This window comes from Mesorhizobium sp. B2-4-12, from assembly GCF_006441575.1.
GTDB lineage: Bacteria > Pseudomonadota > Alphaproteobacteria > Rhizobiales > Rhizobiaceae > Mesorhizobium.
Genome location: NZ_VFVC01000010.1, coordinates 53,131 through 69,258 on the forward strand (window position 1 = coordinate 53,131; position 16,128 = coordinate 69,258).

A 16,128-nucleotide genomic window follows, 5' to 3' on the forward strand; every position below is an offset into this window, starting at 1 on the left:
CTCGCCACGCATCGGCGGGGAGATCCTAGACCAGCATGCCCATCGGGTTCTCGATCAGCCGCTTGAAGGCGACGAGCAGTTCCGCACCCAGCGCTCCATCGACTGCTCGGTGGTCGGTCGACAGCGTCACCGACATCACCGTGGCGATTTTGATCTCGCCATTCCTGACCACCGCCCGCTCCTCGCCGGCGCCCACCGCCAGGATCGTCGCATGCGGCGGATTGATCACCGCGGCGAAGTCCTTGATGCCGAACATGCCGAGGTTCGACACCGCCGTGGTGCCGCCCTGATACTCTTCCGGCTTCAGCTTGCGGCTGCGGGCACGGCTGGCCAGATCCTTCATCTCGTTGGAGATGGTCGACAGCGTCTTTTCATCGGCCCTGCGGATGATCGGCGTGATCAGGCCGCCGGGGATCGACACGGCGACGCCGACATCGGCGTGCCTGTGCTTGACCATGGCGCTCTCGGTCCAGGAGGCATTGGCATCCGGCACCGCCTTCAGCGCCATGGCCATGGCCTTGATCACCATGTCGTTGACCGAGAGCTTGTAGGCCGGGGCTTCACCCTTATCGGTCTTCTTTGTCGGCGCCGCCGCATTGAGCTGCGAGCGCAGCGCCAGGAGCGCGTCGAGTTCGCAATCGAGCGTCAGGTAGAAATGCGGGATGGTGGTCTTGGCCTCGACCAGCCGCCGCGCGATGGTCTTGCGCATAGTGTCGTACGGGACGAGTTCGTAGGAGCCGGGTTCGAACAGCTTCAGCACTTGGTCGTCCGACATCGCCTTGGGTGGTGCCGCAGGGGCCGGCGTGATTTCAGCCGCGACCGGCAATGCGATCTCGGCGGTCGGTTGCGCAGTGACTGCCGAGCCCTTTGTGGCGACCGCGGCCTCGACATCGGCGCGTACAACGCGGCCCCGGGGACCGCTGCCCCTCACATCGGCAATCGCAAGGCCTGCCTCACGGGCTAAGCGGCGAGCCAGTGGCGTTGCACGCGCAACGGACGGCAATTGGCTGATCTCCCCCCCTGTGGGGGAGATGCCCGACAGGGCAGAGGGGGGCGCGACAGAATGAGAGGCTGGCGGGACAGCGCCCCCCTCTGGCGACTTCGTCGACATCTCCCCCCCGAGGGGGGAGACTGGCGCCGCATAAATCTCGCCATCGGCATAGATCCAGGCCACGGGCGCGCCGACAGGAATATCGACGCCTTCCTTGCCGGTGACATCGCGCAGGATGCCGCTGGCCGGCGCGTCGATCTCCATCGCCGCCTTGTCAGTCTCGATCTCGAACAGCACGTCGCCCTTCTTGACCTGCTGGCCTTCCGTAGCGAACCAACGCGAGATCTGTCCGGTCGCCATGTCCATGTCGACCTTGGGAAGAATGACTTCGGTCGGCATCTTTCAGCGAACCCCTTTCACGAGGTCGCGCGCGGCGGTGATGATGTCGGGAACCTGCGGCACCGTGGCCTTTTCCAGTTCCGGATTGTAGGGGATCGGCGTCTCGGCGCCGCCCAGCCGCACGATCGGCGCGTCGAGATAGTCGAACGCCTCGCTTTCGGCGATCATGGCGCTGACCTCGGCACCGATGCCCAGCGTCTTGACCGCCTCGTAGACGCACATCAGCCGCGACGTCTTCTTGACGCTGTCGATGACCGTCTGCTTGTCCATCGGCCGGATGGTCCTGAGGTCGACGACTTCGACGTCAATGCCTTCAGCTTCCAGCGTCACGGCGGCGTCGAGCGCCTTCTGCACCATGATGGAGGTGGCGACGATGGTCAGGTCCCGGCCTTCGCGTCGGATGTCGGCCTTGCCGATCGGCACCGTATAATAGCCTTCGGGAACCGGCCCCTTTGCCTTGTAGAGCAGCTTGTGCTCGAAGATCATCACCGGATCGGGGTCGGCGACCGCCGCCAGAAGCATGCCCTTGGCATCATAGGGTGTCGCCGGCTGGATGACCTTCAGGCCCGGCACATGGCCGAGCCACGCCTCGAGGCTCTGGCTGTGCTGTGCCGCGGCACCCGTACCCGAGCCGGCGGGAAAGCGCATCACCACGGGCACCGAAACCTCACCACCCAGCATGAAACGCATCTTGGCCGCCTGGTTGACGATCTGCTCCATGGCGAGCGTGGCGAAATCGGAGAACTGGAACTCGAAGATCGGCCGCATGCCGGTAAGCGCCGCACCGACCGCGACGCCAGCGCCACCCAGCTCCGAAATCGGTGTGTCGATCACCCGCTCGGTGCCAAAACGATCGACAAGATCGCCCGTCACCTGGAAGGCGCCGCCATAGACGCCGATGTCCTCGCCCATCAGGAAGACGCGTTCGTCCATGTCCATGGCGATCGCCATGGCCTCCTGGATCGCCTGGGCGTAGCTCAGTTCACGCACCATCGCGTCCATCACGCCTGCTCCGTATACACGTAATTTCCGGTCTCGCGCACATCCGGCGACGGGCTCACCTTGGCGAACTCGATGCCATCGGCGATTTCCCGCGCCACCGCCTCGCGAATGGCCTCGATGCCCTTGTCGTCGATGAAGCCGAATTCGCGCAGCTCGTTCTCGAACAGCGTGATCGGGTCGCGGTTCGACATCCAGTCCTCGATCTCCTCCTTGGTGCGATAGCGGTTGCGGTCGCTCTTGGAGTGGCCGCGATGGCGGTAGGTCTTGGATTCGATCAGCGTCGGCCCCTCGCCCGCCCGCGCCCGCTTGACGGCCTTGTGCGATGCCTCGGCGACTTCGGAGAAGATGTTGCCGTTGACGATGACGCCAGGCATCGAATAGGCGGCGGCGCGGTCGGCGATGTTCTTGACCGCGGTGGAGCGGGCCGTAGACGTCGACATGCCGTAGCCATTGTTTTCGCAGACAAAAATGACCGGCAGCTTCCACACCGCCGCCATGTTCAGCGCCTCGTGGAAGGCGCCCTCATTGTTGGCGCCGTCGCCGAAGAAGGAGACGACGACCTTGCCGGTCTTCATCATCTTGGACGAGAGCGCCGCGCCGACGGCGATGGGAATGCCGCCACCGACGATGCCGTTGGCGCCAAGATTGCCCTTGGCGACATCGGCGATGTGCATCGAGCCGCCGCGCCCCTTGCAGTAGCCGGTGGTCTTGCCGAAGAACTCGGCGAACATGCGTTTCACCTCGGCCCCCTTGGCGATGCAGTGGCCATGGCCGCGATGCGTCGAGGTGATCTGGTCATCCTCGCCGAGCGGCATGCAGATGCCCATGGCGCTGGCTTCCTGGCCGATCGACAGGTGCATGGTGCCGTGGATCAGGCCACGCATGTAGCTTTCCTCGGCGCCCTCTTCGAAGCGGCGGATAAGGTACATCTTGTAGAGCACCTGCTTGAGCTGTTCGGCGCTGTACTGGCGATAGACGAACGGCAGGTTGGCGGGGCTATCCGCGACGGCTTTGCTGGCTCCGGCCATGATCAGGCTCCCACGGTTCCGTAGACGAGCTTGTCCTGACGGGCGCGCAGTTCGGCGATCTTGGAACCCGCGGCCGGGGCCGCGTTGGCATAGGTGATGAGCTCGCCCTTCTTGATCGGCGCCGTTACCGAACCGCCCTGCAGCAGGCCGCAGGGAATGGCTCTCGCCGCGTGCGCTTCCGGCGCCGTCATGATCCAGGCGCGGTAGCAATATTCGCCGATGGCATCGAGCTTTTCGCCCGGCTGCATGTCCTTCTTGGCCACCGCGCAGACCTCGGCCACCGGCTTTGCCAGCGGCACCATGTCGGCCTTGCCGTAGAGCACGACGCGGGCGCAGGTCAGCGGCACTTCCAGCGACGTCAAATGATAGGGGCGATGAAAAGTGAAGTATGGGCCCTTGCCCATCTTCAGATCTTCCATGCGCTCCGAAATGCGGGGATGCGACATGTCGGCGACGACGAAGACGCCGGGCGCGACGCCCTTGCCGATCGAGTAGTCGACGACGCCGACCCTGGACAGCACGCCGCCATCCTTCTGCGGCACCAGCACCTTGTTCAGTTCGCCGAGCGTTGCCGCCGGGCCATGCATGCCGGCCTTGTCCGGCACCAGCCCGGTGGCATTGGCGATCGCCGCCATCTCGACCATCGTCTTCGAACCGTCGACGAATTCGACCAGCATGCGCACATTCATATGCCGGCGCCTGGCCTCTTCCTCATAGTCGGGCGGCGTGGCGTCGATGTTGAGCGGATTGTTCTTGCCCTTGCCGGCGGCGACGATCGGATGGCCCATGGCCGAGACGAATTCGATCAGTTCCATGCAGGAGGACGGCTCGTCGCCGGCGCCCAGCGAATAGGTGACGCCGAGCCGATCGGCCTCGCTCTTCAGATACGCGCCGATGGTGACGTCGGCCTCGACATTCATCATCACCAGATGCTTGCCGTGCTCCATGGCGCGCAAGCCGATCTCGGCGCCGACGGCGGGAACACCGGTCGCGTCGATGACGACGTCGATCAGATCATTGTTGATGACCAGGCTGGCGTCGTTGGTGACCGCCACTTTGCCGGCTTCCATGGCAGCCGTCATCGCCGAAGCGTTCGATACTTCGCGCGCGTGCCCGGTTTCCTGGAAGGCGATGTCCACCGCCTTGCTGGCGGCGGGCAGGTTGAGCTCCGAGATCGCGCCGATCTCGATGCCCGACATGTGTGCGACGCGGGTAACGATGTCGGTTCCCATTTCGCCGGAGCCGATCAGGCCGATGCGGATGGGCTTGCCCGATTTGCCGCGTTCCTCGAGATCACGGGCAAGGCCCGTCAACGAAACATTCGAAGCCATACCGCTCTTCCTCCCACATTGCAGGCTCGTTCAGTCACTTGACGGGTATTGAACATCTGTATTTCTGTCAAGACTAATGTCCAAAATCAGCGCACTTCGTGAACCCTTCGAAGGCCTCCGGCAGGCGCGGAACAGCCGCCGGAAGAAGCCGTGTCCTGTGCGATGCGACAGACTGTGGAAGCAGAAAGATATCAAACAGCTCCGCGAACCGGGCGGATCATCGTCGAGATGCTGTCGACGCCCCGCGTGTTACCCGACGATCGGCAACTCTCGGAAGTGCACGATCACCCCATCCGCGTCGATGAAGATGACCGCGTAGGCGGGCGACTCATGGCCCAGGCTCCAACTGTCGGAAAAATCGAGCGCGGTCTGATGGTTGGTGCTGCGCAAAGTGCTGACCGGTATGCCGCGCCAGCTACCGGCGATCAGCCGGTGGACATGGCCGGCGAAGATGTGGCGGACATTGCCATGGCGCGCCAGGAGATCGTGGAATGTATCGGCGTCGGCGAGCTTGACCGCGTCGAGCACCGGCATGTGTATCCGGAACGGCGGGTGGTGCATGAACAGGAAGACCGGCCGGTCATGCGCCTCTTGCAGACGTTCGCCGAGCCAGCCGAGACGTGCCGCGCACAGCCTGCCCTCGACATGGCCTCTGTCGAGCGTATCAAGCAGGATCAGCCGACCCTCGCTGCCGTCGAAAACGCTCTGCACGAACTCTTGCTCGGCGGCATGGGGGAACATTTCAAGGAAAACCCCGCGGTCGTCGTGGTTGCCGAGCATCAGCCGGCAGGGCGGAGAAAATTGCGCCAGCCTCTCCTGCAACGCCGCATAGGCGGCGCGCTCGCCATCATTGGTCAGGTCGCCTGATATCACCACCAGATCGGCATCGGCATGGTTTTCGCCGATATCCGCCAGGCAGGCGTCCAGTCTGGCAAGCGGATCGGAGCCGTAGAGTAAGCCGCCCGGCGCCATCAGATGCGGGTCGGAGAGCTGGATGATCTTCATGGGCATCGACCTGGGGACTTCAGGAGGAACTGTCTGTAAGTGTGTCCGCATGATGCGGGACAAAACTGCCGCGCACGACCAGCGGCACGGCCAGACGCTCGCGAATGGGCGCCATATCCGGTTTCCGTTGGCGCAGGTCGAGCAATGCGACGGCCCCGGCAGCCATCGTCTCCGGGTCCTGACGGAAGGTGGTCAGCCGATAAGCAAGCCAGCTAGCCTCGGGGACATCGTCGAAGCCGATCACGCTGAGATCGCCGGGGATGTCGAGCCCGACCTGACGGGCATGGTCCATGACGCCGAAGGCAATGAGGTCGTTGACGCAGAAGATTGCCTCTGGCCGGCTCTGGCCGTCGATCAGCGCCCTGCCTGCCTGCAGTCCGCCGGCATAGTCCGTATCCCTGCCGCGCGCGATCACGACCTCGGCCCCCAGGCGCGCCGCCTCGGCGCGGAACGCATCCTCGCGCTCGGTGATGGTGGGCGTGCCCGACAGCGAGCCCGCCAGGCCGAGCTTCGTCATGCCGCGCGCGACGAACAGCGCCGCTGCCAGCTTCGCAGCCGCGCGGCCGTCGGTCTGGATGTGATCGGCCTCCGGTTCTGAACGGCCGATCACCACAAGCGGCTGGCCGTTGCGCCGCGCCAGTTCGAAGAAGGATGATGGCGGCGAGCCGGACAGGATGATGGTCGCCTCGGCGCGATGGCCGAGCAGCGTCTTCTGGGCCGATATCAGCTCCTGTTCGGTCTGGCCGGTGTTGATCATCACAGGAACATTGCCGCGATGAATCAGGGCCTTGGTGAGCGCCGCGGCGAGATGGGCGCGAAAACCGACTTCCGGTTTGGTCACCACAAGTCCGACCAGCCGGCTCTGGTTGGCGAGCAGGCCGCGCGCCAGATCGTTGACCTGATAGCCGAGTTCCTCGGCCGCGCGCATGATCTTCTCGCGCGTTTCCGTGGCGACGCTGGCGCCCGGCGTAAAGGCGCGCGACACCGCAGAGCGCGACACACCGGCCTGGCGCGCGACGTGCAGGGCGCTGACCGAGCGAAGCTTGTCCGAGGTCTTATCCACCGTCATCGGTCGAAGCTCATGCCGACGTCCCTTTTTTGCACAGCTGTGCATTGCCGCACGCAGGCAGGCGTTCTCCGGGTCCCGAATAGGAGGTCCAGGTAACGGATTGATGACGGCTCGAAGGGAAAGCCTCTCCTCTCTCCCTTCTTTAGCCGGTCACTCGTCACGGCGCATCGCTGCCGAACAACTCCAATCATCCCGCGGCGATTGGGAATTGCTGGCGATCCAGCCAGACGGCGCTACTGCGCCGTCCAGCCGCCATCCATCGGCAGTGTGGTGCCGGTGATCTGCTTGGCGGAATCCGAGCACAGGAACAGCGTCAGCGCCGCAAGTTCTTCCACGGTGACGAATTCCTTGGTCGGCTGCGCGGCGAGCAGCACATCATGCTTGACCTGTTCCTCGGTCATGCCGCGCGCCTTCATCGTGTCGGGTATCTGCTTCTCGACCAGCGGCGTCCAGACGTAGCCAGGTGCGATGGCGTTGACGGTGATGCCGTCCTGCGCGACTTCCAGGGCCACAGTCTTGGTCAAGCCCGATATGCCGTGCTTGGCCGACACATAGGCCGACTTGAATGGCGAGGCGACTAGCGCGTGCGCGGAAGCCGTGTTGATGATGCGGCCCCATTTGCGCGCCTTCATGCCGGGCACCACCGCCTTGATGGCATAGAAGGCAGCGAGCAGATTGATGCGGATGATGGCTTCCCACTTGTCATCGGGGAATTCCTCGATCGGCGCGACATGCTGGATGCCGGCATTGTTGACCAGGATGTCGAGGCTGCCGAACGCCTCCTCGGCGTCATGCACCATTGCGCTCACCGCCGCGCCGTCCATCATATTGGCGTCGGAGTAGCGGGACTTGACGCCGAAATCCTTCTCGATGCCGGCGCGCTCCTGCTCGATCGCGGCGGCGTCGCCAAGGCCGTTGATGGTGACGTTGGCGCCTTCGGCGGCGAACGCACGGGCGATGGCCAGGCCGATACCGCTGGTCGAACCGGTAACGAGGGCATTCTTCGAGGACAGGAAACCCATGATGATCTCGCGAAGTGGGAGGGGAATAGGACGATATAAATTGTGCGTCGCAGCATGACAATGACAGAGCCATGTGTCGATGCGATTACAGCCAGACGACAGCGCCGGTACGCTCCCCGCGGTCCGGAACCACGGCCGTCAGACTGACACGGCACTGTCATGGTGCCGTGTCACATAATTGGTGCGCCTTCGCGCGGTCATTCCTGAACGCAATTCGCCTGACGAAACTTCACCTGACAAAACCTTGGGGGTGCAGCTTGGAAATCGCCGATGTCTTGAAGCGCGCCTATGCGATGCCGCTGACCAACCCGTCTTTTCCCCCCGGCCCCTACCGTTTCTTCGACCGCGAATACATCATTATCACCTACCGCACGACGCGCGAGGCGCTCGAAGCCGTCGTGCCGGCGCCGCTGGAGATCGACGAGCCGCTGGTCAAGTACGAATTCATCCGCATGCCCGATTCGACCGGCTTCGGCGATTACACCGAGACCGGCCAGGTCATCCCGGTGCGGTACAAGGGCCAGCATGGCGGCTACGTCCATTCGATGTATCTCGACGACGACGCACCGATCGCCGGCGGGCGCGAGCTGTGGGGGTTTCCAAAGAAGCTGGCCAACCCCAAGATCGTCCATGAGGGCGAGGTGATCGTCGGCACGCTGCACTATGGCAGTGTTCTGTGCGCCACCGGCACGATGGGCTACAAGCACCGCGAGGCTGACCACGATTCCGTGCTTGCCTCGCTCGCCGCGCCCAATTTCCTGATCAAGATCATCCCGCATGTGGACGGCACGCCGCGCATTTGCGAGCTGGTGCGCTATTACCTCACCGATATCACGCTGAAAGAAGCCTGGACGGCGCCGGCCGCGCTCGATCTGCGGCCCCACGTCATGGCCGACGTGGCGAAGCTGCCGGTGCTCGACATCGTGTCGGCCATCCACTTCAAAGCCGATCTGACGCTCGGGTTGGGCGAGGTGGTCCACGACTATCTTGCCGGTTACAGCCAGCTCGCAAACAGCACAACCCTGCCGGAGAAAATTCGTGCTTGAACGCAACCGAAACAAGGAAGCCGCCGCCACCATCGAGGAGATCTCGGCGCAATACGACCGCATCGCTCTGGTGTTCCAGGGCGGCGGTGCGCTCGGCGCCTACCAGGCCGGCGTCTACCAGGCGCTGGCCGAGGCCGGCTGCGAGCCGAGCTGGCTGTCCGGCGTGTCGATCGGCGCCATCAACGCCGCGATCATCGCCGGCAATGAGTCCAGCCGCCGGCTGAAGCGGCTGGAGCAGTTCTGGCAGACGATCTCGGGCCGCAAGATCTGGTCGTATACGCCGGAGGGCGACATCTACCGCGACATCCGCAACCGCACCTCCTCGTGGATGACGATGACCATGGGCCAGCCCGGCTTCTTCAAGCCGCGCAATCCCAATCCCTGGTTCGAGCATACCGGCGCCGAGGGCGCCACCAGCTTCTACGACACCGCCGAACTGAAGGATACGCTGGAGAGCCTGATCGACTTCGATGTCCTGAATGACGGCAGGAAGCGGCTAAGCGTCGGCGCGGTCAATGTCCGGACCGGCAATTTCGTCTATTTCGACACCGACAAGGTGCGCATCGGACCCGAGCACATCATGGCCAGCGGCGCGCTGCCTCCCGCCTTCCCGTCGGTCCGTATCGAGGGCGAGTATTACTGGGACGGCGGCATCGTCTCCAACACGCCGCTGCAATATCTGCTCGACCAGGAAGAGGACCGCTCCTCGCTGGTATTCCAGGTCGATCTGTTCAGCGCCCGCGGCGTCCTGCCGCGCGGCATGGCCGACGTGCTGTCGCGCCACAAGGACATCATGTATTCCAGCCGCACGCGCCAGAACACCGACAATTTCCAGCGCATCCACGCGCTCAAGATGAAGCTGCTCGAGGCGCTGAAGCGCGTGCCTCCCGAATTGCTGAAAGACGGCGAGAAGGAGCTGATCGCCGACTATTCCGACGCCGGCGTTGTCAACATCGTCCACCTGATCTACCAGCACAAGGGCTACGAGGGACACGCCAAGGACTATGAATTCTCCGGCACCTCGATGCGCGAGCACTGGGAGATGGGCCTGGAGGACACGCAGCGCACCTTGCGCCATCGCCAGTGGCTGACCCTGCCGACCAATGTCGAGGGCGTCGCCATCCACGATCTGCACCGCGAGGACCCGACCTAGCCAAACCCGCGCGGTGATTTTTCACCGGTATCAGACCTATTGTCGGCGAGATTCCAGTCGCTCGATCGAGCGGGCCGGCGTTCGAGATTTGTCGGCGCCCTCCCTTGTGTCGTTATCCTTGGGCGTAGCGGAACGAAGACCCAGGGATTCACGCCGTTCCCTTGCTCCAAGAGTGCGGCGGAGCAGATTTCTGCACCGTAGCCACGCCTTGAAAGTCCTGGCATCGATGCTGGGGACTACGCCGCACCGCTTCGCTCCAGGACGACGAGGCGATGGGCGTTTCGCGCCAATCTCCAAGGCATGAGCCCCTTCAACGTAAATGCGCATATTCTCTTGAAGACTTGCCCCTCGCCCAAAGAAAAGGCAGCGCCGGTCGCTGGCGCTGCCTTTGTTCGAGAACTTTCGGCTCCGCTCAGAACACCTGGCGGAAGACGATGAACAGCACGAAGGCGAGCGCGATCGAGCACGGCAGCGTCAGCACCCAGGCGAGCAGCAGGTTGCGCACCGTGGACCACTGCAGGCCGGAGCCGTTGGCCGCCATCGTACCGGCGACGCCCGACGACAGAACGTGGGTGGTCGATACCGGGAGTCCGAGACGGTCGGCCATGCCGATGGTCACCATTGCAACGAGTTCGGCCGCCGCGCCCTGGCCGTAGGTCAGGTGGCTCTTGCCGATCTTTTCGCCGACGGTGACGACGATGCGCTTCCAGCCGACCATCGTGCCGAGTCCGAGAGCCAGCGCGACAGCCACCTTCACCCAGAGCGGGATGAACTTCGTCGCATTGTCGACGGCCTTGTGGTAGTCGGTGACTGCCTTCAGGTCGTCGTCCTTCATCGGCAGCAGCTTCTTCTTGTCGATCAGCTTCAGCGCTTCACCGATCAGGTAGATGTCGTTGCGCGCGTTGCTGACCAGATCGGTCGGCACCTTTTCGACCGAAGCATAGGGCTGCAGCTCGGCGGTGGTGTTGTGAATATAGGTCTGCAGAGCAATGGTCGTCTGATCGGTCCACGTCTTGCTGCGCACGGCTTCCTGCACGGCAGCCTTTGCAGCATTGGCATCGGCAACGGTGACGCCGGGCTTGACATATTTGCCCAGCGCCGTCTCGACGTTGACGGAAGCCGACTTGTAGGCCTCGAGATAGTTGATGTCGGGCGTGCGGTTGAGCGCGTAGGCGGTCGGCACGACGCCGATCAGGATGAGCATGATCAGGCCCATGCCTTTCTGTCCGTCATTGGAGCCGTGCGCGAAGCTGACGCCGGTGCAGGTGAAGATCAGCAAGGCGCGGATCCACCAGGGCGGCGGGGCATTGCCCTTCGGCGCTTCATAAAGAGCCGGGTTGCGCACCAGCAATTTCATCACATAGAGCAGGATGGCGGCGGCGAAGAAGCCGATAATCGGCGACACCAGCAAGGTGGTGCCGACATTGGTCGCCTGCCCCCAGTCGACGCCACTGGTGGCACTTCCGGCCGGCGCCATGAACTGGTTGGCGAGGCCGACGCCGATGATCGAGCCGACCATCGTGTGCGAGCTCGAGGCCGGCAGGCCGAGGAACCATGTGCCGAGATTCCACAGGATCGCCGCGACGAGCAGCGCGAACACCATGGCAAAGCCCGAGGACGAGCCGACCTGCAGGATCAGCTCGACCGGGAGCAGCGACAGGATGCCGAAGGCGACCGCGCCGCTTGAGGTTAGCACTCCGAGGAAATTGAAAACGCCTGACCACATCACGGCGAATTCGGCCGGCAGGGAACGCGTGTAGATGACGGTCGCCACCGCATTGGCGGTGTCGTGGAAACCGTTGACGAATTCGAAGCCGAGCGCGATCAGCAGGGCGATGCCGAGCAGGATCCACGGCACGGTCTTGGCCACCGCCAGATCCTGGCTGAGCGCGTAGCCGACATAGATGATGCCGACCAGCACCAGCACACCGAACGCAGGCAGGAACCACTTGGCGCCGCCCGATTGATCCAGCGGATGATCCGGCCTCGGGATGCCCGCTTCACTAGAAACTATGTCCACCATGTCCCACTCCTTTTGCATTGCAGCAAAGACCTGGGAAAGACGCTATGTCCGCACGATGAACCCTGTATGACGCGAAGAGGCGGCTTTGCGCCTATGCCGGACCAGCCCGGAGCAGGCCGCGCGAGAAATCCGCTCCAGCATGCGCGAAGGCGCGACCTTCGTCGTCAAGCGCGGACCGCGAGGCGCCATCGCCATTGGCCCCGATAGCGCGCTTGTCGAGGCGTCGCACCCGATATCCGCGTTGTCGACACGATCGGCTCCGGCGGAGGCATCCAGCGTGGAGACCGGGTGCTTTCGACTACCACCCGATAGGGACGCCGTCGAACGTCTGGAAGGAGCCGCTGTCTCCAGGCGTCGCACTATCGATGATGGTGCGCAGGCCCCGCGCACTGTCCTCGACCGCCAGAACCGCCTGATCGCCTCCCATATCCGTCTTTACCCAACCTGGATGGAGCGACAACACCGTTATCCCGTCGACGCGCAAATCCTGCGCCAACTGAGCGCAGACCATGTTGAGCGCTGACTTCGAGCAGCGGTAGGCATAGTCGTCGTCATAGTCATCGAGTAGCCCTTCAGCCATCGAGCCGGCCCGACTGCCGATATTGGCGATGACGCGCATGCGCCCCGCAACCAGGTTCGGGCGCAGCGCCCTCGCCAGCAACAACGGACCGAGCGTGTTCGTCCGCATGACCTTCAGGAATTCATCCGGGGCAAAGCTGTGCAGGCCAGGGATTTCGCTGCGGATGGCGGCGTTGTTGACAAGCACATCCACGGGCCTGCCGGCGAGCCGCGTGGCAAGGTCGCAAATGGAAGCCGGATCGGCGACGTCGAGCGGCTGGAACTCGATTCGACCCGCGCAACCTTGAGCCGGATGCGTGCGCCCGCAAGCGATCACACGCCAGCCATGGTGGGCGTATTGCACCGCCAGCTCGTGGCCGAGCCCGCGCCCGGCGCCAGTTATGAGGACCGTGCCGCCACGCCCTTCCGCAGCCAAGTCAGGCGCTCTTGGCAACCTGCACGGTTTCCTGCCGGGCAATCATGGAGTAGACCTCGCCGGAATATTTGATCTGGCGTTGCTGCGTGGCGAAATCGACATGGGTGATGCCGAAGGGCGTCGTATAGCCATAGGCCCATTCGAAATTGTCGGTCAGTGTCCAGGCGAAATAACCCCGCACCGGCACGCCCTCGACCGCCGCCTTGGCCACTTGCTCGAGATGATCGACATAATAGGCCGCGCGCAGATCGTCCCAGACGTGCCCGTCGTCGCCAACCTGTTCCGGCGTCGTGGCGACGCCGTTCTCGGAAATGTAGATTGCCTGCGGCGCATAGCGGTCGTTCACATAGCGCAGGATGTCGTACATGCAGCGCGGCCATATCTCGTAGTCGACCGCCGAATAGATGCCTTCCGGTTGCACCCGTCGATAGCTTAGCGGCGCGAGTTCGTCACCCGCCGCGATCACCGAGCGACGGTAGATGTTGATGCCCAGATAGTCCACCGGCGCGGCGATGATCTGATTATCCCGCGCATGGATCGGCGGCAGCAGATCGCCGTAGAGCTCCAGCATGTCTTGCGGGTATGTGCCCTTGAAGACGGCATCGAGAAACCAGCGGTTCTGGGCGCCATCGAAGCGCCGCGTCGCCGCCACATCGCGCGGGTCATCGGTGGCGGCCTCCGCGACGTTGAGATCGAAGACGATGCCGATTGACGCATCCGCCACTTCGGCCCGGATGACTGGAACAGCCAGGCCATGCCCCAGCAATGCGTGATGACTGGCGGTCACGCCGCCTTTCACACCATCGCGCAATCCCGGCGCATCCTCACCGGTTGCATGTCCCGACCAGCAGAAGGTCCAGGGCTCGTTGAGGGTCGTCCATTTCTTGACGCGATCGCCGAAGCTGCGGGCGGCAAGCCCGGCATAATCGGCAAAGGCGGCGGCGGTTTCGCGACTGTACCAGCCGCCACGGTCTTGCAACGCCTGCGGAAGGTCCCAGTGGTAGAGCGTTGCATAGGGCTCGATGCCGACTTCAAGCAGATCGTCGACCAGCCGGTCGTAGAAGGCGATACCCTTGGCGTTGGCGTCGCCTCGACCTTCGGGAAGAAGCCTCGTCCAGGCGAGGGAAAAGCGATAGGCGCCGAGGCCGAGCGCCTTGAGCACAGCGATATCCTCCTTCCAGCGATGATAGTGATTACAGGCGACATCACCGCTCGAGCCATCCACGATCACGCCGGGAACACGGCAGAACCGGTCCCAGATGCTTTCGCCCTTGCCGTCCGCGTCATGCGCGCCCTCGATCTGATAGGCCGCGGTCGCGGCGCCGAACACGAAGCCTTGCGGAAAGACCAGTCCGGCGGCGCGGGCTTCGAGGGTCCGGCGTGCGTTATCGATGCTTGATGTCATATTTTCTCTCGATGGTGCTGACGAGGCTTGCCGCCGCCAACGTCAGGAAAATGTAGAAGATGGCGGCTGAGTTGTAGGGCGCGAACGGCAGGAAACTTGCCGACTGGAATTCCCGCATACGCTGCGTGATGTCACGGATCGACAGGATAGAGAGCAGGGACGTGTCCTTGAGGATGGCGATCAGTTCGTTGCCGAGCGGCGGAATGATGATGCGGAAGGCTTGCGGCAACACAACCAGCCGGGCGGTACGCCAGCCATTGAGGCCGAGACTGTGCGCTGCCTCGATCTGGCCCGCAGGGATTGCATTGATGCCGGAACGAAATATTTCGGCGAGATAGGCCGAATAGGCCAGCGCCATGGCGGCAATGCCGCGCACCAGGTTCGGCGGATCGACCACGCCCTGCGTCGCGTCCTTGAGCGCGCCGGCGAGCGGCAGGCCGACATAGAGAACGATAACCAGCATCGGGATGCCACGGATCGTGTCGACGATGAATTCCGAGCCGATGGAGAGCGGGTGCCTGCGGTGGATATGACCGCCGAAGGTCAGCAGCCCAAGCACGATCGCCAGCACCGCGAGCGTAATGCCGAACGCCTTGTCGCGATCGTTCAACGCCTCCGCTTGCCACAGCACGGGCAATGCGCCCGGCGCCGTTGCGGCGGGGACAAATGCCGCGCTGATATCGGGAGCCTTGCCGATCGCATCGAGCGCTTCCGTCGCGCCACGAAAGGTGCGCAGCGGCACGTCGCGGTCGGGACCTCCGGGAAATTGCCCGTAGCGGACGAGACCAAGTATCCCGGACGGGGTACCGGCCGTGACCGCGACCTTCCCGGCGAGAGACCCCACAAGCACATAGCTGTCGCGCGGCTGGAGCAGGAACCACGCGGCAGCGCAGATCATGAGGATGGTTGCCGCGATGCAGGCCAGGTCCGCCCGCCAGCTGTATTTGAGCTTGAGGAGCCCGACCCAGAGCAACCCCATCATTGCCGCCAGCATATAGGCGGCGACGGCCGCCCGGATCGTCGTGGCGACACCCGCCGCGAACGCGATATGCGCGAAAAGCAGGATGAAGGCCAACCCGGCGCCGTTCACCGCCGCAAGTGCGAAGCGGGCACAACGGTGCGTCGCGTTGCCTGTGCCATTGCGGGCGGCGATGAAGAATGCACCGAGGATCACGATCGTCAGGCCGAAATAGGCTCGCAACAGGAGTGCGGCCTGGCCGCGCACCATGAGGTCGGCGGCATCCGTCAATCGCCGCGGCGTAAGGCCCTGAACCACCAGATTGGAGGTGAACGGATCGACGGCGTTCGCCACGACCGATGCCACGAAGGGATAGGCCACGCCGGTTGTCGCAAGCACCATCGCGGCGGCAAGGTTGACCCCGGCCGCGACGATCGCGAGACGCGGTGACCTGGACGAAGCACGCGAGAACCCGACCACGGCAAGGCCGGCGAAAAAGGCGACAGCCAGCGCCAGAAAGCCAGGCACGAAGACCGACGAGCCGTTCTCCACGCCCAGGATGGCGCGAAGCGAGCGCTGATAGTTAATCGACGAAGCGAAGAGATAGACGATGAACGGCAAAGCCGCGACGATGATCAGATTGCTGGGCCGCAGGCGCATCAGAAACTGCATCCGGTCCCGTCCCTCCCTCACGGCGGCTCC

General features: G+C 63.8%; 13 protein-coding genes and 1 pseudogene. 3 read left to right on the plus strand and 11 right to left on the minus strand.

Features of this window, described 5'->3' with window-relative positions; translation table 11 throughout:
* Nucleotides 1–25 precede the first annotated feature (25 nt).
* From FJ934_RS08665 to FJ934_RS08695, 7 genes are all read right to left on the minus strand, one after another.
* Nucleotides 26–1,390 carry a pyruvate dehydrogenase complex dihydrolipoamide acetyltransferase gene (locus FJ934_RS08665; protein WP_140608753.1) on the minus strand — a complete coding sequence of 455 codons (1,365 nt, stop codon included), beginning with the start codon at nucleotides 1,388–1,390 and terminating at the stop codon, nucleotides 26–28.
* Between the two features lie 3 nt (nucleotides 1,391–1,393).
* On the minus strand, nucleotides 1,394–2,392 hold the full coding sequence (locus FJ934_RS08670) for an alpha-ketoacid dehydrogenase subunit beta (RefSeq protein WP_140608912.1): 999 nt from the start codon (nucleotides 2,390–2,392) through the stop codon (nucleotides 1,394–1,396).
* A complete protein-coding gene (locus FJ934_RS08675) occupies nucleotides 2,392–3,420 on the minus strand; it encodes a thiamine pyrophosphate-dependent dehydrogenase E1 component subunit alpha (protein WP_140608755.1) in 1,029 nt (342 codons plus the stop codon). Before FJ934_RS08675 ends, FJ934_RS08670 begins: the two co-directional genes overlap by 1 nt.
* Before the next feature lie 2 nt (nucleotides 3,421–3,422).
* On the minus strand, nucleotides 3,423–4,751 hold the full coding sequence (locus tag FJ934_RS08680) for an NAD(P)H-dependent oxidoreductase (RefSeq protein WP_140608757.1): 1,329 nt from the start codon (nucleotides 4,749–4,751) through the stop codon (nucleotides 3,423–3,425).
* Between the two features lie 249 nt (nucleotides 4,752–5,000).
* Nucleotides 5,001–5,756, minus strand: a complete 756-nt coding sequence (locus tag FJ934_RS08685) for a phosphodiesterase (protein ID WP_140608759.1) — start codon at nucleotides 5,754–5,756, stop codon at nucleotides 5,001–5,003.
* 19 nt (nucleotides 5,757–5,775) lie between these two features.
* Nucleotides 5,776–6,825, minus strand: a complete 1,050-nt coding sequence (locus FJ934_RS08690) for a LacI family DNA-binding transcriptional regulator (protein ID WP_140608761.1) — start codon at nucleotides 6,823–6,825, stop codon at nucleotides 5,776–5,778.
* A gap of 233 nt (nucleotides 6,826–7,058) precedes the next feature.
* On the minus strand, nucleotides 7,059–7,847 hold the full coding sequence (locus FJ934_RS08695) for a 3-hydroxybutyrate dehydrogenase (RefSeq protein ID WP_140608763.1): 789 nt from the start codon (nucleotides 7,845–7,847) through the stop codon (nucleotides 7,059–7,061).
* A gap of 257 nt (nucleotides 7,848–8,104) precedes the next feature.
* On the opposite strand from FJ934_RS08695, the gene FJ934_RS08700 reads away from it, so the two are divergent.
* Together FJ934_RS08700 and FJ934_RS08705 are read left to right on the plus strand one after the other, a co-directional pair.
* Nucleotides 8,105–8,893, plus strand: coding sequence for an acetoacetate decarboxylase (locus tag FJ934_RS08700; RefSeq protein WP_140608765.1), 789 nt, complete (start codon nucleotides 8,105–8,107; stop codon nucleotides 8,891–8,893).
* Nucleotides 8,886–10,046: a patatin-like phospholipase family protein gene (locus FJ934_RS08705; RefSeq protein ID WP_140608767.1), complete on the plus strand. Its 1,161-nt coding sequence runs from the start codon at nucleotides 8,886–8,888 to the stop codon at nucleotides 10,044–10,046. The genes FJ934_RS08700 and FJ934_RS08705 overlap by 8 nt, the downstream gene beginning before the upstream one ends.
* Nucleotides 10,047–10,458: 412 nt before the next feature.
* Here FJ934_RS08705 and FJ934_RS08710 read toward each other — a convergent pair whose 3' ends face one another.
* Nucleotides 10,459–12,069 (minus strand): inorganic phosphate transporter, encoded by a 1,611-nt coding sequence (locus FJ934_RS08710; protein WP_140608769.1) that lies wholly within the window; start codon nucleotides 12,067–12,069, stop codon nucleotides 10,459–10,461.
* A gap of 106 nt (nucleotides 12,070–12,175) precedes the next feature.
* On the opposite strand from FJ934_RS08710, the pseudogene FJ934_RS28325 reads away from it, so the two are divergent.
* Nucleotides 12,176–12,333: pseudogene (locus FJ934_RS28325) on the plus strand (carbohydrate kinase family protein); the annotation flags it as partial.
* Nucleotides 12,334–12,367: 34 nt separating this feature from the next.
* Here FJ934_RS28325 and FJ934_RS08720 read toward each other — a convergent pair.
* Genes FJ934_RS08720 through FJ934_RS08730 form a run of 3 tightly spaced genes read right to left on the minus strand, consistent with a single transcriptional unit; the run spans nucleotide 12,368 to nucleotide 16,098 of the window.
* Nucleotides 12,368–13,063 carry an SDR family oxidoreductase gene (locus tag FJ934_RS08720; protein WP_140608771.1) on the minus strand — a complete coding sequence of 232 codons (696 nt, stop codon included), beginning with the start codon at nucleotides 13,061–13,063 and terminating at the stop codon, nucleotides 12,368–12,370.
* Between the two features lies 1 nt (nucleotide 13,064).
* A complete protein-coding gene (locus tag FJ934_RS08725) occupies nucleotides 13,065–14,468 on the minus strand; it encodes a GH1 family beta-glucosidase (protein ID WP_140608773.1) in 1,404 nt (467 codons plus the stop codon).
* On the minus strand, nucleotides 14,449–16,098 hold the full coding sequence (locus tag FJ934_RS08730) for an amino acid ABC transporter permease (RefSeq protein ID WP_140608775.1): 1,650 nt from the start codon (nucleotides 16,096–16,098) through the stop codon (nucleotides 14,449–14,451). The genes FJ934_RS08725 and FJ934_RS08730 overlap by 20 nt, the downstream gene beginning before the upstream one ends.
* Between the last annotated feature and the right edge of the window lie 30 nt (nucleotides 16,099–16,128).

What these genes read in the sequence shown, in the direction of transcription:
- FJ934_RS08695 (WP_140608763.1), bottom strand. Translation starts at nt 7,847, where the DNA reads ATGGGTTTCCTGTCCTCGAAGAATGCCCTCGTTACCGGTTCGACCAGC.
- FJ934_RS08685 (WP_140608759.1), bottom strand. Translation starts at nt 5,756, where the DNA reads ATGAAGATCATCCAGCTCTCCGACCCGCATCTGATGGCGCCGGGCGGC.
- FJ934_RS08680 (WP_140608757.1), bottom strand. Translation starts at nt 4,751, where the DNA reads ATGGCTTCGAATGTTTCGTTGACGGGCCTTGCCCGTGATCTCGAGGAA.
- FJ934_RS08730 (WP_140608775.1), bottom strand. Translation starts at nt 16,098, where the DNA reads ATGCAGTTTCTGATGCGCCTGCGGCCCAGCAATCTGATCATCGTCGCG.
- FJ934_RS08725 (WP_140608773.1), bottom strand. Translation starts at nt 14,468, where the DNA reads ATGACATCAAGCATCGATAACGCACGCCGGACCCTCGAAGCCCGCGCC.
- FJ934_RS08675 (WP_140608755.1), bottom strand. Translation starts at nt 3,420, where the DNA reads ATGGCCGGAGCCAGCAAAGCCGTCGCGGATAGCCCCGCCAACCTGCCG.
- FJ934_RS08665 (WP_140608753.1), bottom strand. Translation starts at nt 1,390, where the DNA reads ATGCCGACCGAAGTCATTCTTCCCAAGGTCGACATGGACATGGCGACC.
- FJ934_RS08670 (WP_140608912.1), bottom strand. Translation starts at nt 2,392, where the DNA reads ATGGACGCGATGGTGCGTGAACTGAGCTACGCCCAGGCGATCCAGGAG.
- FJ934_RS08710 (WP_140608769.1), bottom strand. Translation starts at nt 12,069, where the DNA reads ATGGTGGACATAGTTTCTAGTGAAGCGGGCATCCCGAGGCCGGATCAT.
- FJ934_RS08690 (WP_140608761.1), bottom strand. Translation starts at nt 6,825, where the DNA reads ATGACGGTGGATAAGACCTCGGACAAGCTTCGCTCGGTCAGCGCCCTG.